Below are 15,397 nucleotides of genomic sequence, written 5' to 3'. Positions count from 1 at the left end.
TCGTTTTTTCGTTCCGTTTCCGCGTGCAACCGGACGTGACACGCTGACGTTTCTGTCAGTAAGGTCTGGTATTCCTTTTAGGAAGACATTCGTTTGGTGAGAAGAGGAACAGCATGAGCCGCCCCCTGGCCGTGGAAGCCATCGACCTGGTCAAGCACTTCGGTGACAACAAGGCCGTCGACGGAGTCAGCTTCGTCGTGCCCGAAGGGTCCGTCCTCGGCATCCTCGGGCCCAACGGCGCCGGCAAGACCACGACCGTCCGCATGCTCACGACCCTGAGCATCCCGACCAGCGGCACGGGCCGCGTCGCGGGTCACGACATCGTCACCGAGCCCGACGCCGTGCGCCGCAGCATGGGCCTCACCGGCCAGGCCGCGACGGTCGACGAGCACCTCACGGGTCGTGAGAACCTCCGCCTGATCGGCCGGCTCTACGGTCTGCCCAAGGACTACGTCGCGGCGACCAGCCATGATCTGCTCCGCCGGTTCTCGCTCGAGGAGGCCGGCGACCGGCCGGCCAAGACCTACTCCGGGGGCATGCGGCGACGTCTCGACCTCGCCGTGTCGCTGATCGCCGCACCGCCCGTCCTGTTCCTTGACGAACCGACGACGGGTCTCGACCCTCGCAGCCGCACCGAGCTGTGGGAGGTGCTGCGCGAGCTCGTGCGCGACGGCACGACACTGGTCCTGACCACGCAGTACCTCGAGGAGGCCGACCAGCTGGCCGACGAGATCATCGTGATCGACAAGGGCAAGGTCATCGCCTCGGGCACGCCGACCCAGCTCAAGGACCAGGCCGGAGAGGCCGCCGTGGTCCTGACCCTCACCCACGGCGCCGATCTGGACAAGGCCGAGGCCCTGATGCGAGATCACTCCTCGGAGGTCCACGTCGATCGCGGCGCCCGCCGGCTCACGGCCAAGGCCGCGGGCCTGCGCGACATGTCCCGCATCGGGGACGCGTTCGCAGCCAGCGGGTTGGAGGTCGACGACCTCGGGCTCAAGCGGCCGAGCCTCGACGACGTGTTCCTGCACCTCACCGGCCATCGTGCCGAGGACTCAGACCTGGATGACGAGATGGAAGAGGCCACCGTATGACCACCGCACCGCTGCCCCACCCGGTTGAGCGACCGATCGTCACGCCGCCCACCCTGGCCCGGTCCTCTGCCACCGTCGTCTGGCGCAACCTGATCCACATCAAGCGGATGCCCGAGATGCTGCTCGACGTCACGATCCAGCCCGTGATGTTCGTCCTGCTGTTCGCGTTCGTGTTCGGCGGGGCGATCTCGGTCCCTGGTGACGGCAACTACCGCGAGTTCCTCCTGCCAGGCATCATCGTGCAGACGATCGTGTTCTCGTCCGCGATCACGGCCATGGGCATCTCCAACGACCTGTCCAAGGGCATAGTCGATCGGTTCAAGTCCTTGCCGATCTCGCGATCGTCCGTCCTGGTCGGCCGCTCGATCTCCAGCCTGATCCATTCCAGCATCGGCATCACCGTGATGTCGCTGACCGGCCTGCTGATCGGCTGGCGCATCCGCGACGGCATCGTCGACGGTGTTCTCGCCTACCTCCTCCTGCTGCTGTTCGGGTTCGCGATGATCTGGCTCGGCATCTGGATCGGCTCGCTGATGCGCACCGTCGAGGCGGTGCAAGGCTTCATGTTCACCGTGATGTTCCCGCTGACCTTCGTGGCCAACACGTTCGCCCCGACCGGCAAGATGCCCACCGTGCTGCGGGTCGTCGCGGAGTGGAACCCGGTCTCGGCGCTCACGCAGGCGACTCGCGAGCTGTGGGGCAATGCGCCGCAGGCGCCCGACAGCGCCGCCTGGCCGTTGCAGCACGCCGTCGAGGTATCGATCATCTGGCCGATCATCCTCACCGCAGTGTTCGCACCGCTGGCGCTCAAGGCCTTCCGTCAGCGTTCGCAGGACTGACCCCGCGCGTGACCTGACCCACGTAGCGAGGTTAGCCATGCCTAAGTTAGGGTGCACTGAGTTGCCCTGACGAAAGGCTGATCCGTGTCCTACGTACGTCGTGTGGCCGGCGGAGCGCTCGCCGCTCTGCTGGCAGCCACCGTCCTCGCCGGTTGCGGCACCAGCGCGCCGTCCGACGAGGGTGCCAAGAGCAGCGGACCCTGGTCCTTCGTCTCCGGCAACGGCAAGACCGTCAAGCTCGACAAGACCCCCAGGCGGATCATCGCGAGCGGCGCCGAGGCCGCGGCGCTGATCTCGTTCGGCATCAAGCCGGTCGGCATCTACACGAACACCAAGATCAAGGACGACCCCAACCTCAAGGGCCTCGACCTGTCGGGCATCACGATCCTGGGCCAGACCTGGGGCGTCATCGACGTGGAGAAGGCTGCCTCGCTCAAGCCGGACCTGATCGTCGCGGACTGGTGGCCGGCCGAGAAGGCCTACAGTGGCATGGAGTCCGGGGTGAAGGCGTCGAGCAAGAAGCTCCTCGACCTCGCTCCCGTCGTCGGAGTCGCGCAGGGTGACTCGATCGAGACCCTCGCGCAGGGCTACGAGAAGCTCGCCGCGTCACTCGGCGCTGACGTCGACGATCCCAAGATCGCCGCCGACAGGAAGGCGTTCGAGTCGGCCAAGGAGGCGTTCAAGAAGGCCGTCGCGGCCAAGCCCGGCTTGACGGCGCTGGCGGTGTCGCCCGCGGACGACGTGCTCTACGTCGCCAACCCGAAGTACGCGCCCGAGCTGCTCGACTTCCAGCGGTGGGGCCTCGACGTCATCAACCCCGGCAAGCCCGACAAGGGCTTCCCCTACTGGGAGAACCTCAGCTGGGAGAACGCCGACAAGTACCAGCCCGACCTGCTCCTGATCGACGACCGCGCGTACGCGTCGACGCTGAAGCAGGGCGAGAAGCAGCCGACGTGGAACAGCATCAAGGCGGCCAAGGCCAAGGCATACGTGCCGTGGCCGGCCTACTGGATGCACACCTACGGGGAGTACGCCAAGCAGCTGAACCAGCTCACGACGGCGATCCAGAAGGCTGACGCCGGTCTCGCATGACGTTGCTCGAGACGCCGACGCCCCGTCGCGAGACCGCCCCCCGGCATCGTCCCGGGGCCGGTCTCGCGGCCGGCCTGGTCGTCCTGGTCGGCGTCCTGCTCGTGGTCGCCTTCTTCAGCATCACGCTGGGCTCGCGTGGTGTCGGGGTGCCGACGATCTGGAAGGCGTTCACCGACTTCGACCCGGGCTCGGCGTCCGAGACAGTGATCCGTGAGATGCGGGTGCCGCGCACGCTGATCGGCACCCTCGCCGGCGCGGCGCTGGGGCTCAGCGGCACGATCCTGCAGGGCGTGACCCGCAATCCCCTGGCCGATCCGGGGATCATGGGCATCAACGCCGGAGCCGCGGCGTTCATCGTCTTCGGCATCATGATCCTCGGCGTGCAAGGCGTCTTCGGCTACGTCTGGCTCGCCTTCGCCGGAGCCGGTGTCGCCACCGTGACGGTCTACGGCATCGCGTCGTTCGGGCGTGAAGGTGCGACGCCGGTCAAGCTGGCCCTTGCCGGCGCCGCCGTCACCGCGGTGCTGTCGTCACTCACGTCGGCGATCGTCATGACGAACGTCGACGCGCTCAACGAGCTGCGGTTCTGGCAGGTCGGCTCGTTGGCCGGCCGCTACATGCCGGTGTTCTGGCAGACCGCGCCGTTCATCCTTGTCGGGCTGGTGGTTGCCCTGTTCGCGGGCCGCGCGCTCAACGGCCTCGCGCTCGGCGAGGACCTGGCGCTGGCCCTGGGACTCCGCCTTCGGCGTACGCGCTTCGTGATGTTCGTGACCGTCGCGGTGCTGTGCGGCGCGGCGACCGCGGCGTGCGGCCCGATCGTCTTCGTGGGTCTGGTCGTCCCGCACCTCGCCCGCTTCATCTGCGGTCCGGACTACCGCTGGATCCTCCCGTACGCCTTGGTGCTGACCCCGATCGTGCTGCTCGTCGCCGACATCATCGGCCGCCTCGTGGTGTCGCCCGGCGAGCTGCAGGTGGGCGTCGTCCTCGGCGTGCTCGGCGCGCCCGCGTTCATCGCCCTCGTCCGCTACCGGAACCTGGCCGAGCTGTGATCGACGTCGTCGTCTCGGACCGCCGCACCCGCCACACGCGGGCGAGCGTCGTCACGGTCTCGCTCGCCCTGGTGGCGTTCGCACTGTTCATCCTCACGATGATGGTCGGCAGCTACTACGTGCCGGCGTGGGACGTCATCACCTCGGCGTTCCACCTGCGCGACGATCCGTCGGTCGACTTCATCGTGCGCGACCTGCGGCTGCCCACCGCCACGGCAGCGCTCGCGGTCGGCTTCGCGCTCGGAGTCTCGGGCCTGCTGTTCCAGAAGCTGCTCGGCAACCCGCTCGCGTCGCCGGACTTCGTGGGCATCTCCTCGGGCGCCAGCATGTTCGCGGTGTCGGGGATCATCCTGTTCGGTGCCGGCAGCACGATGATCTCCGCCTCGGCCCTTGCCGGCGCGCTGGTCAGCGCGGTCATCATCTACCTGCTCGCGTGGCGCGACGGCGTCTCCGGCTATCGGTTCATCCTGATCGGCATCGGGCTGTCGCAGTTCATGCTGTCGATCATCGGCTACATCGTGGCGCACGCCGAGCTCTACGAGGCCCGGCAGGCGATGACCTGGCTCGTCGGCACCGTGGGGCAGGCGGGGTCGCCCGAGCTGCGTACGCTCCTGGTCGCGCTCGCGGTCCTGGTGCCGGTCGCGCTCGTGCTGCAGCGACCGTTGCGTGTCCTGGAGCTCGGCGACGACACGGCCAAGGCGCTCGGCGCTCGCGTGGAGCTGAGCCGTCTGGCGCTCATCGCCGTCTCGATCGTGCTGATCGGTTTCGCGACCGCCGTCGCCGGGCCGATCATGTTCGTCGCGCTGATCGCCGGTCCGATCGCGCACCGCATCGTGGGCCACAGCGGCGGCGGCATCATCGCCGCCGGTCTCGTCGGCTCCATCATCGTGCTCGGCGCGGACCTCGTCGCCCAGCACCTCGTACCGGTCGCCCTCCCGACCGGTGTCATCACGGGCATCATCGGTGCCCCCTACCTGATCTGGCTCCTCGCCACGGTCAACCGGGAAGGACGCGGCGGATGACTCACGACCTGCGTGCCCAGAACCTCACCCTCGGATATGCGGACACCGACATCGTCCGCGACCTCGACGTCGTGATCCCTGACGGCCGCATCACGGTGATCGTCGGCGCCAACGCGTGCGGCAAGTCGACGCTGTTGCGGGGCCTTGCCCGGCTCCTGAAGCCCCGCAGTGGCCAGGTGCTGCTCGACGGCACGTCGGTCCACGATCTCAAGAGCGTCGACGTCGCCAAGGTGCTCGGGTTGCTGCCGCAGTCACCGGTCGCGCCTGACGGGATCACGGTCGCGGACCTGGTCGGCCGCGGGCGTTATCCGCACCAGGGCTGGTTCCGCCAGTGGAGCGCCGAGGACGACCGCGCCGTCTCCGAGGCGCTCGAGGCGACCGGCACGGCGGACCTCGCCGACCGCAACATCGCCGAGCTCTCCGGCGGCCAGCGCCAGCGGGTGTGGGTCGCCATGGCCCTCGCGCAGGACACCGATCTGTTGCTGCTCGACGAGCCGACAACGTTCCTCGACATCAACCACCAGGTCGAGCTGCTCGACCTGCTGACCGACCTCAACCGCGAGTCGGGCAAGACGATCGTGCTCGTGCTGCACGACCTCAACCTGGCCTGCCGCTACGCCGACCACATCATCGCGATGAAGCAGGGTGTGATCGTCGCCGAGGGCCGGCCGGTCGATGTCATCGACGCCGACGTGGTGACCGATGTGTTCGGACTGGCCTGCGATGTCGTGCCCGACCCGGTCAGTGGCACGCCGATGATCGTCCCCCGCGGGCGCCATCACGCAGCGCGGCAGCGGGTCACCGCCGTCTCCTAGGCGAGAGCCTGCTCGACTGCGTCGGCGTACGAGCCGTGCCAAGCGGCGCCGTGCCCGGGCAGCAGCACGTCGCCGTCCAGCGACCGGAGCTGCGCGAGCGATCGCCGGTTTGCGGCGGCGTCGTGGTGGAATATCCCGGCCAGCACCTGCGGGCCGGTGCGTGCGACAGTGGCGTGCCCCGTGACCAGCGCATCGCCGGTGATGAGCACGCCGGCCTGCGCCAGGTGATAGCAGGTGTGACCGCTCGTGTGTCCCGGCGTCACGATCGGCACGGGGTGGCCCGGCACGTCCAGCGGCCCAGCACCGAACCCCGTGGCCCGCGGGACTCCGGCCTTGGTCATGCCGCCGGCCGCCACGACGTGCAGCGACCAGCTCAGCACGCGTGGACGCCACGACGCGGCGGCGACCTGCAGCGGCGTGGCCTGCTCGAGGAAATCCCGCCGGGCGTGCCTTGCCTCGGTCTCGGACGTCAGCACCGGGACGTCGCGACCGTCCAGCAGCCTCGGCAGCGAACCGATGTGGTCGACGTGCGCGTGCGTCACGAGCACCGCGGCAAGCTGGTCGAGCGTACGACCGACCCGCTCGATCGACGACAGCACGGCATCGAGGTCGCCCGGATAGCCGCCGTCGACGAGCGTGAACGCGTCGCCCTCGGTGAGGATCGTCCAGTTGACGGCCTTGCCCTGCACGAAGTGGACGCCGTCGGCGACCTCGGTGACCGTGGGTGTGCTCATTCCACGGAGGGTACTGCGGCTCCCTCGGCCGACGCCTGCTTGAGGCCGCGACCCAGACGCGAGCTGCGGTAGCCGTACACGAAGTAGAGGACGAACCCGATCACGAGCCAGACCAGGAACCGTATCCAGGTCTCGATCGACAGGTTCACCATGAGCCAGGCGCAGGCAAGGATCGACAACGCCGGGATCCACGGCACGGCCGGCACGCGGAAGGGGCGGTGCAGGTCGCCGCGGGTGCGGCGCAGGATGACGACGCCGGCCGACACGAGGACGAACGCGAACAGTGTGCCGATGCTCACGAGCTTGGACAGCTCCGACAGCGGCACGAGGCCGGCCAGCACCGCGACGAACAGGCCGGTCAGGATCGTGATGCGGTAGGGCGTGCCGAAGCGCGGGTGCACCTTCGCGAGCCCGATCGGCAGCAGGCCGTCGCGCGACATCGCGAACAGCACCCGAGCCTGCCCGAGCATCAGGACCAGGACCACCGTCGTAAGGCCGGCGACCGCGCCGGTGGAGATGATCTTGGAGGCCCACCCGGCGCCGTTGGCGTCGAAAGCGGCGGACAGCGGCGCGGCTGTGCTCATGCGGTCGTCGCTGTACTTCAGCATGCCGGTGATCACGAACGACACCGCGACGTACAACGCGGTGCAGATCGCGAGCGAGCCGAGGATGCCGCGGGGGACGTCGCGCTGCGGGTTCTTGGTCTCCTCCGCCGAGGTCGCGACGATGTCGAAGCCGATGTAGGCGAAGAACACCACCGATGCCGCGGCGACGATGCCGTACGCACCGAAGGCCGTCGGATCGACGCCGAAGACGCCCTGCAGGAGCGTCTGGTCGGCACCCTTGCCACCCTCAGCAGGCTTGGACGCAGGAACGAACGGCTGGTAGTTGGACCACTTGATGAAGAACAGACCGGCGATCACGACGAACGACACGACGGCGACCTTGATGACGACCAGGACGCCGGTGAACCGGCCGGACAGCTTGGTGCCGAGCACGCCGATGACGGTCAGCGCCAGCACGATCGCGATGGCACCGATGTCGGGCTTGGCCTTGTCGCCGGCGAGCCACGTCGGCAGGTCGAACAGGTCCTGCAGGTACGCCGACCAGCCGCGCGCGACCACCGCGGCACCCAGGGCGAGCTCGAGCACGAGGTCCCAGCCGATGATCCAGGCGATGAGCTCGCCGAGGGTCGCGTACGAGAACGTGTACGCACTGCCCGCCACCGGCACGGTCGAGGCGAACTCGGCGTAGCAGAGCCCGGCGAGCCCGCAGGCGATCCCGGCGACGATGAACGAGATGACGACTGCCGGACCGGCATTGACGTGTGCCTGCTCTCCGGTCAGCACGAAGATGCCGGTGCCGATCACGACACCCACGCCGAAGAACGTGAGGTCCCAGGCGGAGAGCTCCTTGCGGAGCGTGTGCTCAGGCTCGTCGGTCTCCTCGATCGAGCGTTCCACGGACTTGGTGCGGAAGAGGTCCATGGCCACAATCCTCTGGGGACTGGTTGGCGCCCGCAACCGCTGGCGGCACCCTCAGCGCGTACGGACGTAGCGTGCCCAGGCGAAGCAGAAGAGCCCGAACGCCGCGAGGCCGAGCGCGACGAGGCTCAGCAGGTAGGGGCCGTAGGGCTGGTCGCGCACCGTCTTGAGGGCGTCGTCGAGCCCGCCGGCCTTGTCCGGGTCGTACGACAGTGCCGCCCATCCGAAGAGCGCCCCGACGATCCCGATCGCCGCACCCTTGCCGACGTACCCGACCCGGCCGAACAGCAGGATCGCCGAGCCGGTGGACCCGCCGGTGGCGCCGGCCTCCAGGTCGTGGGTGAAGTTGTCGGTGACCCCTCGGTGCACGTGCCGGGCCGCGACCACCAGGATCCCGATCCCGATCGCGGCGACGAGGACCCGGCCCGCTGGGGCGGAGAGCAGGTCCGCCGTGAGGCCCTCCCCTTCCTGGTCCTGGCTCTTGCCCCCGGACCCGGAGCCCGATGCGGTGCGGGCGGCCGAGAACCCGATCGCGGCATAGACGATCGCCCGGCCGACTGCCGCGAGACGCTTCATGGTGCGGCTCTTCTCGTCGGACTCCGAGCGGTGCCCCCACAGCGCGGTCATGACCTGCCAGACGGTCAGTGCCAGCAGTCCTGCGGCGACGACCCACAGCAGAACCTCGCCGAAAGGTTCCTTGGCGACGGCTTGCAGGGCGCCCTGGCTGTCGGCCTTGCCGCCGTGGCCCCAGGCGATCTGCAGGGCGAGCCACGCGATCAGCAGGTGCACCAGGCCGAACGCCGCGAGCCCGACCCTGGCGGCCGCGCGCATCGTGTCACTGTGTCGTGCCTGCTCACCCTTGGACTGGACGTCTCCCATGTCGCTCCCTCTCCCCAAGGGATCGTCTCAGGACTGCGGCCGATCCGCCTGTCGAGCGCCGTGCTCGAGCGCCTCGGCAGCCTTGGCGATGTTCTTCTGCATCGAGCCGAAGATGATGCCGTGGAACGGATAGATCGACCACCAGTAGAGGTGGCCGAGCAGACCCTTGGGATGGAACAGCGCCCGGTGGTGGAACGTGGTCGTCCCTCCGTCGGTCGAGCCCACCTGCAGCTCGAGCCAGGCCAGGCCCGGCAGCTTCATCTCGGCGCGGAGGCGCAGGAACGTATGGTCGTCGGTCTCCTCGACGCGCCAGAAGTCGAGGGCGTCGCCGACCACGAGGTCGCGGTCGTTGCGCCGACCGCGTCGCAGCCCAGGGCCGCCGACGGCGCGGTCGAGCAGGCCGCGGACCCACCAGGCGAGTGCCCACGAGTACCAACCGTTGCGGCCGCCGATGCCCTCGATGATCGTCCACAGGTGCTCCGGGCTCGCGCGCACCTCACGCGTACGTTCATCGGTGTAGAGCGAGCCCCCGGCCCAGTCAGGATCGGTCGGCAGGCCCTCCGCGGGCGCGCCGGCCGTCGATGCGGAGGACCAGCGGGTCGGCACGTCGAGGTCCTGGATCTTGGTGAGGGCGAGCTGCACCGACCGGTCGAAGCCGATCAACCCTTCAGGCGGGTCCGGCACGTACGTTTTGATGTCCGTCTCGGCCGCGACCACGGTGTTGCGGAGCGACTCGACGAGCGGCCGCGCGAGGCTCGCCGGCACCGGGGTGATGAGGCCGACCCAGTGGCTCGACAGCCCCGGCGACAGCACGGGCACCGGCAGCACGCGCCGCCTGGGCAGCCCTGCGACGGCGGCGTATCGCTGCATCATGTCGAAGTAGGTCAGCACGTCGGGCCCGCCGATGTCGAAGCGCCGGTTGACCTCCTCCGGCAACGACGCGCACGCGACGAGATAGCGCAGGACGTCGCGAATCGCGATGGGCTGGATGCGGGTGTGGACCCACTTCGGCGTGACCATGACCGGCAGGCGCTCGGTCAAGTAGCGGAGCATCTCGAACGACGCGGAGCCGGAGCCGATGATGACGCCGGCCTGCAGCACCGCCGTCGGCACGCCCGAGGCGAGCAGGATCTCGCCGACCTCCTCGCGGGAGCGCAGGTGCTCCGACAGCTCCTCGCCCTCGGGTGACATGCCGCCGAGGTAGACGATGCGGCGCACCCCGGCGGCCTTGGCAGCTGCGGCGAACGTCTCGGCGATCCCGCGCTCGGTCTCGGCGAAGTCGCTGCCGCTGCCGATCGAGTGCAGCAGGAAGTACGCGACATCGATGCCGTCGAGCGCTGCGGCGACCTGGTCGGCTTCGGTCGCGTCGGCCCGGGTGATCTCGACGTCGTCGGCCCAGTCGTGGGCCCGGGCCTTGCGCTCGTCGCGGACCATGACGCGTACGTCGTGCCCGGCGGCGACAAGCTGGGGCACGAGACGGCCACCGACGTAGCCGGTCGCTCCGGTGACAAGGCTGCGGGTGGCGGGCATCCCACCAGTCTCCGGGGTGCGGCACGCTGCCGCATGCCGAAACTAGGTCAGGTGGTGGACGAGCGCGTCCTCGTACGCGAACCGGTTGGGGAACGCGTGCGGCGTCATGGGCCGTCCGGTCGGCATCGCGTCGCCCGGGCCGTCCGGGGTCGCGGGGCACGGTCGCTCGTACCAGTCGTTGCGGCGCACGAGCCGGTCGTCCACGACGGTGCCGAGGTAGTGGCCCGCGCGGTCCACCGCGTCGTGGTCGTCCCAGGGGAACCAGCCGATCCAGCGACCCGACAGGTCGAAGACGTACGGGTCGGTCCAGGTCCGCCTGAACGCGATGGGCTCGCCGTCCATGTCGAACAGATAGACGCTCATCCGAGAAAGTCCTTCCAGCGCTTCCCTTCGACCGTACGACCGCGAGCCTGCGATTGCGGGCATTTGTTGCGTGCCAAGCAAAAATGGCTCAAAAGGACTAGTCCTTTGCCAGCTGCCCGATCACGTCGCCAAGCGGCACGTTCAGATGGACAACCCTTGGGGCGGGGAGTAGGACTTGGACATGAAGCTGAGCCGTGTCATCGGTGGAGTCGGAGTCGCTCTCGGTGCCGTGGCGGTGCGCGACCTGACGCAGAAGAAGCACGCACTGATGCGCAACTATCCGGTTCTCGCGCACGCTCGCTATTGGCTGGAGACCATCGGCCCGGAGCTGCGGCAGTACATCGTCACCGGCAACGACGAGGAGCGGCCGTTCAGCCGTGACCAACGCTCGTGGATCTATGCGTCGTCGAAGCAGGAGAACAACTACTCGGGGTTCGGCACCGACAACGACATCGAGCACACGCCGGGCTACGCGATCATCAAGCACCGCACGTTCGCCGACTCGCTGCCCCACGACCACGCCGAGAAGATCGGGCTGCCCAGCGCCAAGGTGCTCGGCGGGCCGCGCGGCCGGGCCAAGGCGTTCCGCCCGGACTCGTTGATCAACGTCTCCGGCATGAGCTTCGGGTCGATGTCGGGCAACGCGATCCAGGCGCTCAATCGCGGCGCCAAGCTCGCTGGCTGCATGCACAACACCGGCGAGGGTGGCCTGTCGACGCACCACCGGCAGGGCGGCGACATCACCCTGCAGATCGGAACGGCGTACTTCGGCTGCCGCAACGAGGACGGCACGTTCTCGCTCGACAAGCTCAAGGCGGTCGTCGAGTCAGCACCCGTCCGGGCGGTCGAGATCAAGCTCTCGCAAGGCGCGAAGCCGGGGCTCGGTGGCCTGCTGCCGGCCGCCAAGGTGACGCAGGAGATCAGCGAGATCCGAGGGATCCCGATGGGTCAGGACTGCGCGAGTCCGTCGCGGCACACGGCGTTCACGGACGTTGACAGCCTCCTCGACTTCGTCGAGCTGATCGGCACCGAGACGGGTCTGCCGGTCGGCATCAAGAGCGCGGTCGGCGAGATGGAGTTCTGGTACGAGCTCACCCGCCTCATGTCGAAGCGGGATCGCGGCGTCGACTTCGTGACGATCGACGGCGGCGAGGGCGGCACCGGTGCGTCGCCGCCCATCTTCGCGGACTCGATCGCGCTGCCGTTCCGGATGGGCTTCTCCAGGGTCTACGGGACGTTCGCCGAGGCCGGACTGACCGACGACGTCACGTTCATCGGGTCGGGCAAGCTCGGCCTGGTCGACAACGCCGTCGTGGCGTTCGCGCTCGGCGCCGACATGATGAACGTCGCCCGCGAGGCGATGATGTCGATCGGCTGCATCCAGTCGCAGAAGTGCCACACGGACCGCTGCCCCACCGGCGTCGCGACGCAGGACCCGTGGCTGGCGCACGGGCTCGACCCGACCTCCAAGGCGGAGCGCTGCGCGCAATACATCCGGACGTTCCGCAAGGAGATCGTCAAGGTCTCCGAGTCGGTCGGCGTCGCGCACCCGAGCCTGATCACGGCCGATGACGTCGACATCATGTGCGGCGACTACGAGGCCCGGTCGCTGCGGACGGTCTACGGCTACAAGGTCGGCTGGGGCGAGCTGAACGCCTCGCTGGCTGCCGAGATCACCGAGATGATGGCCCCGGGTGGCTCGCGTCCGGAGTCCCGGTCGATCGAGCAGGGCGAGGGCGAGAAGCCCCAGGGCCAGGACCTCACGACCGGGATCACCTGATCGTCAGGCGCAGACCTTCTTGGCGTTCTTCTCGAACTCCGCGGGCGTGTGGGCCGTCAGCTTCGTCGTGTCGTCGTCGGACGTATAGACCGCGCCGGGCTTGAGCGCGTCGACGCCGTCGCCCTCGACGTTCACCTGGAACGTCTCGCTGTCGTAGCCCTTGCTGCTCTCGCCGGTGACGATGTAGCCCTTGCCGGCCTCGAACGTGGTCGGGGCCTGGGGTGACCAGCCGGCCGCAGGCCTGGCGAGGTCCAGGGTGATGTGGCCGGTCATCGGGCGTTCGAAGGTGTACGTGCGTACGACGGGATTCTCCTCCGTCTCCTTCAGTCCCTCCCGGTCGCGCGCGATCTCGATCTTGTCGACCTTGTCGCGGCAGACGAACACGTCGATCACGAGATGGCCTCCGGCCGTCACCGAGATCCCCGCCAGTCCGGCCGGCGGCTCGGCATCGACGGCGTTGCCGCAGCCCGCGAGTGACGTGAGGGCGGCGACCGAGGTCAGGGCGGCGAGGGTCTTGAGCACCAGCGGAGCCTACCTGTCTCCATCCGCCGAGATAGCGTCGCGGTATGACGACTGACTCCGAGCGATCCGTTGAGCTGACCCGTACCGGCAAGGCCCGCTTCCGCGCGACGAACGTACGAGGGAAGACCTTGGACTTCGGCGAGGGCAATGACGATGACTTCACCCCGATCGAGCTGTTGCTGGCCGGCATCGCCGGATGCAGCGCGATCGACGTCGACTACCTCGTCGGCAAGCGGGTCGACCCGGAGTCGTTCGACGTCTCGATCCGCGCCGACAAGATCCGCGACGAGCTCGGCAACCGGCTCACCAACATCCAGGTGACGTTCGACGTGACGTTCCCCGAGGGTGACGACGGTGACCGCGCCAAGGAGAGCCTGCCGCGGGCGATCGCCCAGTCCCACGACCGGTTGTGCACGGTCACGCGCACGGTGGTCGTCGGTACGCCGGTCGAGGCGCGAGCCGTCTGAGTCAGGCCGACATCCACGGCGGCCGGCGGATCAGGCAGAACGGGTGGCCGGCCGGATCGGCGTAGACGTCGTCCTCGAGATGCCGGGCGCCGAGTGCCACGACCTCCGGGCCTGCCGTCGCCGGGTCGTCCACCGCGACGTCGACGTGCACCTGCTGACCGACGATCGGATCGGGCCAGGTCGGGGCCACGTGGTTGGGCGCTCGTTGGAATGCGATGCCGGAGGTCTCCTGGTCGACCGACACGACGACGAAGTCACCGTCGTCGTACGTGACCGGCTGACCCAGCAGCGCAGACCAGAACGCCGCCGATCCCTGAGGGTCGGCGGCGTCCAGGATGATGTGGTGGAGCCGGCCGATCATGCGGCCAGCCTACGACTCACCTGCCGTCGAAGGCATCCTGAAGAGCCTGGAGGTCGAGCCGCTTCATCTGCATCATGGCGGCTTGGGCGCGGCCGGCCTTCTCACGGTCGGGATCGCTGAACAGCTGCATCATCAGCGTGGGCACGACCTGCCACGAGAGGCCGAACGCGTCGACGAGCCAGCCGCACGGACCCTGCTCACCGCCACCCTCGATGAGGGCGTCCGAGATGCGGTCGACTTCCTCCTGCGTCTCGACGCTGACGGACAGCGAGAACGCATCGGTGAGCTTGTGCATCGGCCCACCGTTCATGAGCGTCAGCGTCGTGCCCTGGAGGCGGATGGTCGCGACGAACAGCGCGCCGTCGGGGAGCCGGTTCTCGTCGACGACCTCGGTGTCGTCGAACACCGTGCGGTAGCGCTCGATGGCCTGCTCGGCGTTGTCGTCGAACCACAGGAACGGGGTGATCGTCGTCATGACGCGTCCGCCTCCGTGGGCGTGTTGCGGTACTGCGCCGGCGTCGCGAGCAGGGCGTCGAGCTTGTAGAACGACTGGTTCCAGCCGAGCTCGCTCATCTCGTGCATCTGCTCGGGGAACGGGCCCTGGCGCAGCTGGAGGCGAGTGCCGTCGCCCTCGGGGATGAACTCGATCGACAGCGACATCTGCGTGCCGTCCTCGATGCCGGGGATCGACTCGGCGGTCTCGTAGCCGACGATGAGCTGGTTCTCGACGACCTCGGTGAACGATGCGTTGATCGGCGCCCGCCACTCGGGGTTGTCCTTGCCGACCATCGTCATCTTCCAGTGGCCACCGCTCCGTACGTCGATGTCGACGGTGTCGATCGGGACGACGAACATCAGCGGCCCGAACCACTGAGCCAGCTGCTCGGGATCCGAGAACGCCCGGTAGACGAGCTCCGGCGGGGCGTCGAAGTAGCGCGAGATGTTGACCTCGTACGTGGTTTCAGTCATCGTTCTGTCCCTTTTCCTTGTCGGTGTCCGTGGGGTCCTGCAGGGCCTTCATGGCGGCGAGATGCGCGTCGAGACGGTCGAAGCGGTCATCCCACAGGTGGCTGAGGTGTTCCATCCACGTCGTCGCCTCCTTGAGTGGCGCAGCCTCGAGGCTGTTCGTCCGCCACTGCGCCCGCTTGTCCCGGCTGATCAGGCCGGCGGTCTCGAGCACCTTGAGGTGTCGCGAGATCGCCGGGAGGCTGATCGGGAACGGGTCGGCGAGCTCGGTGACAGTGGCGTCCCCCTGACCCAGCCGCGTGAGGATGTCACGCCGCGTCGGGTCGGCGAGTGCCGAGAACACCTTGCTGAGCTGATCGGTTGCCATGCATTTAACGTATTCGTTAATTAACCGATGTGT

At 68.4% G+C, this 15,397-nt stretch carries 18 protein-coding genes; 8 read left to right on the top strand and 10 right to left on the bottom strand.

Annotated features, from left to right (window positions below):
- Positions 1 to 113 precede the first annotated feature (113 nt).
- From ASE12_RS11145 to ASE12_RS11120, 6 genes are all read left to right on the top strand, one after another.
- Complete coding sequence (locus tag ASE12_RS11145; RefSeq protein WP_056400360.1) at positions 114 to 1,094, top strand: ATP-binding cassette domain-containing protein; 981 nt, start codon at positions 114 to 116, stop codon at positions 1,092 to 1,094.
- On the top strand, positions 1,091 to 1,933 hold the full coding sequence (locus ASE12_RS11140; RefSeq protein WP_056400358.1) for an ABC transporter permease: 843 nt from the start codon (positions 1,091 to 1,093) through the stop codon (positions 1,931 to 1,933). The genes ASE12_RS11145 and ASE12_RS11140 overlap by 4 nt, the downstream gene beginning before the upstream one ends.
- 84 nt (positions 1,934 to 2,017) lie before the next feature.
- Positions 2,018 to 3,025 (top strand): ABC transporter substrate-binding protein, encoded by a 1,008-nt coding sequence (locus ASE12_RS11135; protein WP_082582206.1) that lies wholly within the window; start codon positions 2,018 to 2,020, stop codon positions 3,023 to 3,025.
- Positions 3,022 to 4,074 (top strand): iron ABC transporter permease, encoded by a 1,053-nt coding sequence (locus tag ASE12_RS11130; protein WP_056400353.1) that lies wholly within the window; start codon positions 3,022 to 3,024, stop codon positions 4,072 to 4,074. Before ASE12_RS11135 ends, ASE12_RS11130 begins: the two co-directional genes overlap by 4 nt.
- A complete protein-coding gene (locus ASE12_RS11125; protein ID WP_056400350.1) occupies positions 4,071 to 5,096 on the top strand; it encodes an iron chelate uptake ABC transporter family permease subunit in 1,026 nt (341 codons plus the stop codon). Before ASE12_RS11130 ends, ASE12_RS11125 begins: the two co-directional genes overlap by 4 nt.
- Positions 5,093 to 5,911 carry an ABC transporter ATP-binding protein gene (locus ASE12_RS11120; protein WP_056400346.1) on the top strand — a complete coding sequence of 273 codons (819 nt, stop codon included), beginning with the start codon at positions 5,093 to 5,095 and terminating at the stop codon, positions 5,909 to 5,911. Before ASE12_RS11125 ends, ASE12_RS11120 begins: the two co-directional genes overlap by 4 nt.
- Here ASE12_RS11120 and ASE12_RS11115 read toward each other — a convergent pair.
- From ASE12_RS11115 to ASE12_RS11095, 5 genes are read right to left on the bottom strand one after another with little or no spacing between them, the layout of a single operon-like run.
- Positions 5,908 to 6,645: an MBL fold metallo-hydrolase gene (locus ASE12_RS11115; RefSeq protein WP_056400342.1), complete on the bottom strand. Its 738-nt coding sequence runs from the start codon at positions 6,643 to 6,645 to the stop codon at positions 5,908 to 5,910. The two genes, ASE12_RS11120 and ASE12_RS11115, sit on opposite strands and share 4 nt — an antisense overlap.
- Entirely contained in the window at positions 6,642 to 8,132 is a 1,491-nt protein-coding gene (locus ASE12_RS11110; RefSeq protein ID WP_056400339.1) for an amino acid permease, read from the bottom strand. The genes ASE12_RS11115 and ASE12_RS11110 overlap by 4 nt, the downstream gene beginning before the upstream one ends.
- Positions 8,133 to 8,183: 51 nt before the next feature.
- Positions 8,184 to 9,008, bottom strand: coding sequence for a DUF1206 domain-containing protein (locus tag ASE12_RS11105; protein WP_056400336.1), 825 nt, complete (start codon positions 9,006 to 9,008; stop codon positions 8,184 to 8,186).
- A 27-nt stretch (positions 9,009 to 9,035) separates the two neighbouring features.
- Entirely contained in the window at positions 9,036 to 10,538 is a 1,503-nt protein-coding gene (locus tag ASE12_RS11100; RefSeq protein ID WP_056400333.1) for an SDR family oxidoreductase, read from the bottom strand.
- A 42-nt stretch (positions 10,539 to 10,580) separates the two neighbouring features.
- Complete coding sequence (locus ASE12_RS11095) at positions 10,581 to 10,901, bottom strand: 4-fold beta flower protein (protein ID WP_056400332.1); 321 nt, start codon at positions 10,899 to 10,901, stop codon at positions 10,581 to 10,583.
- A gap of 181 nt (positions 10,902 to 11,082) precedes the next feature.
- On the opposite strand from ASE12_RS11095, the gene ASE12_RS11090 reads away from it, so the two are divergent.
- Positions 11,083 to 12,681, top strand: a complete 1,599-nt coding sequence (locus ASE12_RS11090; RefSeq protein ID WP_082582205.1) for an FMN-binding glutamate synthase family protein — start codon at positions 11,083 to 11,085, stop codon at positions 12,679 to 12,681.
- A gap of 3 nt (positions 12,682 to 12,684) precedes the next feature.
- Here ASE12_RS11090 and ASE12_RS11085 read toward each other — a convergent pair whose 3' ends face one another.
- Positions 12,685 to 13,203 carry a hypothetical protein gene (locus ASE12_RS11085; RefSeq protein WP_056400329.1) on the bottom strand — a complete coding sequence of 173 codons (519 nt, stop codon included), beginning with the start codon at positions 13,201 to 13,203 and terminating at the stop codon, positions 12,685 to 12,687.
- A gap of 44 nt (positions 13,204 to 13,247) precedes the next feature.
- Between ASE12_RS11085 and ASE12_RS11080 the strand changes: the two genes are divergently transcribed.
- The gene (locus tag ASE12_RS11080; protein WP_056400327.1) at positions 13,248 to 13,670 is read left to right on the top strand and encodes an OsmC family protein; all 423 of its coding nucleotides are present in this window, start codon (positions 13,248 to 13,250) and stop codon (positions 13,668 to 13,670) included.
- 1 nt (position 13,671) lies between these two features.
- Here the strand turns inward: ASE12_RS11080 and ASE12_RS11075 are convergent, their stop codons facing one another.
- The 4 genes from ASE12_RS11075 to ASE12_RS11060 are packed head-to-tail and all read right to left on the bottom strand — an operon-like array spanning position 13,672 to position 15,364.
- On the bottom strand, positions 13,672 to 14,031 hold the full coding sequence (locus ASE12_RS11075) for a VOC family protein (protein WP_056400324.1): 360 nt from the start codon (positions 14,029 to 14,031) through the stop codon (positions 13,672 to 13,674).
- Between the two features lie 16 nt (positions 14,032 to 14,047).
- Entirely contained in the window at positions 14,048 to 14,506 is a 459-nt protein-coding gene (locus ASE12_RS11070; protein ID WP_056400321.1) for a VOC family protein, read from the bottom strand.
- The gene (locus ASE12_RS11065) at positions 14,503 to 15,000 is read right to left on the bottom strand and encodes an SRPBCC domain-containing protein (RefSeq protein ID WP_056400318.1); all 498 of its coding nucleotides are present in this window, start codon (positions 14,998 to 15,000) and stop codon (positions 14,503 to 14,505) included. Before ASE12_RS11065 ends, ASE12_RS11070 begins: the two co-directional genes overlap by 4 nt.
- Positions 14,993 to 15,364 carry a helix-turn-helix transcriptional regulator gene (locus tag ASE12_RS11060; RefSeq protein ID WP_056400315.1) on the bottom strand — a complete coding sequence of 124 codons (372 nt, stop codon included), beginning with the start codon at positions 15,362 to 15,364 and terminating at the stop codon, positions 14,993 to 14,995. The genes ASE12_RS11065 and ASE12_RS11060 overlap by 8 nt, the downstream gene beginning before the upstream one ends.
- Positions 15,365 to 15,397 lie beyond the last annotated feature (33 nt).

It is taken from the genome of Aeromicrobium sp. Root236 (assembly GCF_001428805.1).
GTDB lineage: Bacteria > Actinomycetota > Actinomycetes > Propionibacteriales > Nocardioidaceae > Aeromicrobium.
Note: the sequence above shows the minus strand (reverse complement) of the source record. Positions and strands in the feature narration are given on the sequence as shown.

Coding starts and splice junctions, on each gene's coding strand:
- ASE12_RS11095 (WP_056400332.1), bottom strand. CDS start 10,901: ATGAGCGTCTATCTGTTCGACATGGACGGCGAGCCCATCGCGTTCAGG.
- ASE12_RS11120 (WP_056400346.1), top strand. CDS start 5,093: ATGACTCACGACCTGCGTGCCCAGAACCTCACCCTCGGATATGCGGAC.
- ASE12_RS11140 (WP_056400358.1), top strand. CDS start 1,091: ATGACCACCGCACCGCTGCCCCACCCGGTTGAGCGACCGATCGTCACG.
- ASE12_RS11080 (WP_056400327.1), top strand. CDS start 13,248: ATGACGACTGACTCCGAGCGATCCGTTGAGCTGACCCGTACCGGCAAG.
- ASE12_RS11065 (WP_056400318.1), bottom strand. CDS start 15,000: ATGACTGAAACCACGTACGAGGTCAACATCTCGCGCTACTTCGACGCC.
- ASE12_RS11145 (WP_056400360.1), top strand. CDS start 114: ATGAGCCGCCCCCTGGCCGTGGAAGCCATCGACCTGGTCAAGCACTTC.
- ASE12_RS11115 (WP_056400342.1), bottom strand. CDS start 6,645: ATGAGCACACCCACGGTCACCGAGGTCGCCGACGGCGTCCACTTCGTG.
- ASE12_RS11130 (WP_056400353.1), top strand. CDS start 3,022: ATGACGTTGCTCGAGACGCCGACGCCCCGTCGCGAGACCGCCCCCCGG.
- ASE12_RS11105 (WP_056400336.1), bottom strand. CDS start 9,008: ATGGGAGACGTCCAGTCCAAGGGTGAGCAGGCACGACACAGTGACACG.
- ASE12_RS11075 (WP_056400324.1), bottom strand. CDS start 14,031: ATGATCGGCCGGCTCCACCACATCATCCTGGACGCCGCCGACCCTCAG.
- ASE12_RS11070 (WP_056400321.1), bottom strand. CDS start 14,506: ATGACGACGATCACCCCGTTCCTGTGGTTCGACGACAACGCCGAGCAG.
- ASE12_RS11060 (WP_056400315.1), bottom strand. CDS start 15,364: ATGGCAACCGATCAGCTCAGCAAGGTGTTCTCGGCACTCGCCGACCCG.
- ASE12_RS11100 (WP_056400333.1), bottom strand. CDS start 10,538: ATGCCCGCCACCCGCAGCCTTGTCACCGGAGCGACCGGCTACGTCGGT.
- ASE12_RS11110 (WP_056400339.1), bottom strand. CDS start 8,132: ATGGACCTCTTCCGCACCAAGTCCGTGGAACGCTCGATCGAGGAGACC.
- ASE12_RS11090 (WP_082582205.1), top strand. CDS start 11,083: ATGAAGCTGAGCCGTGTCATCGGTGGAGTCGGAGTCGCTCTCGGTGCC.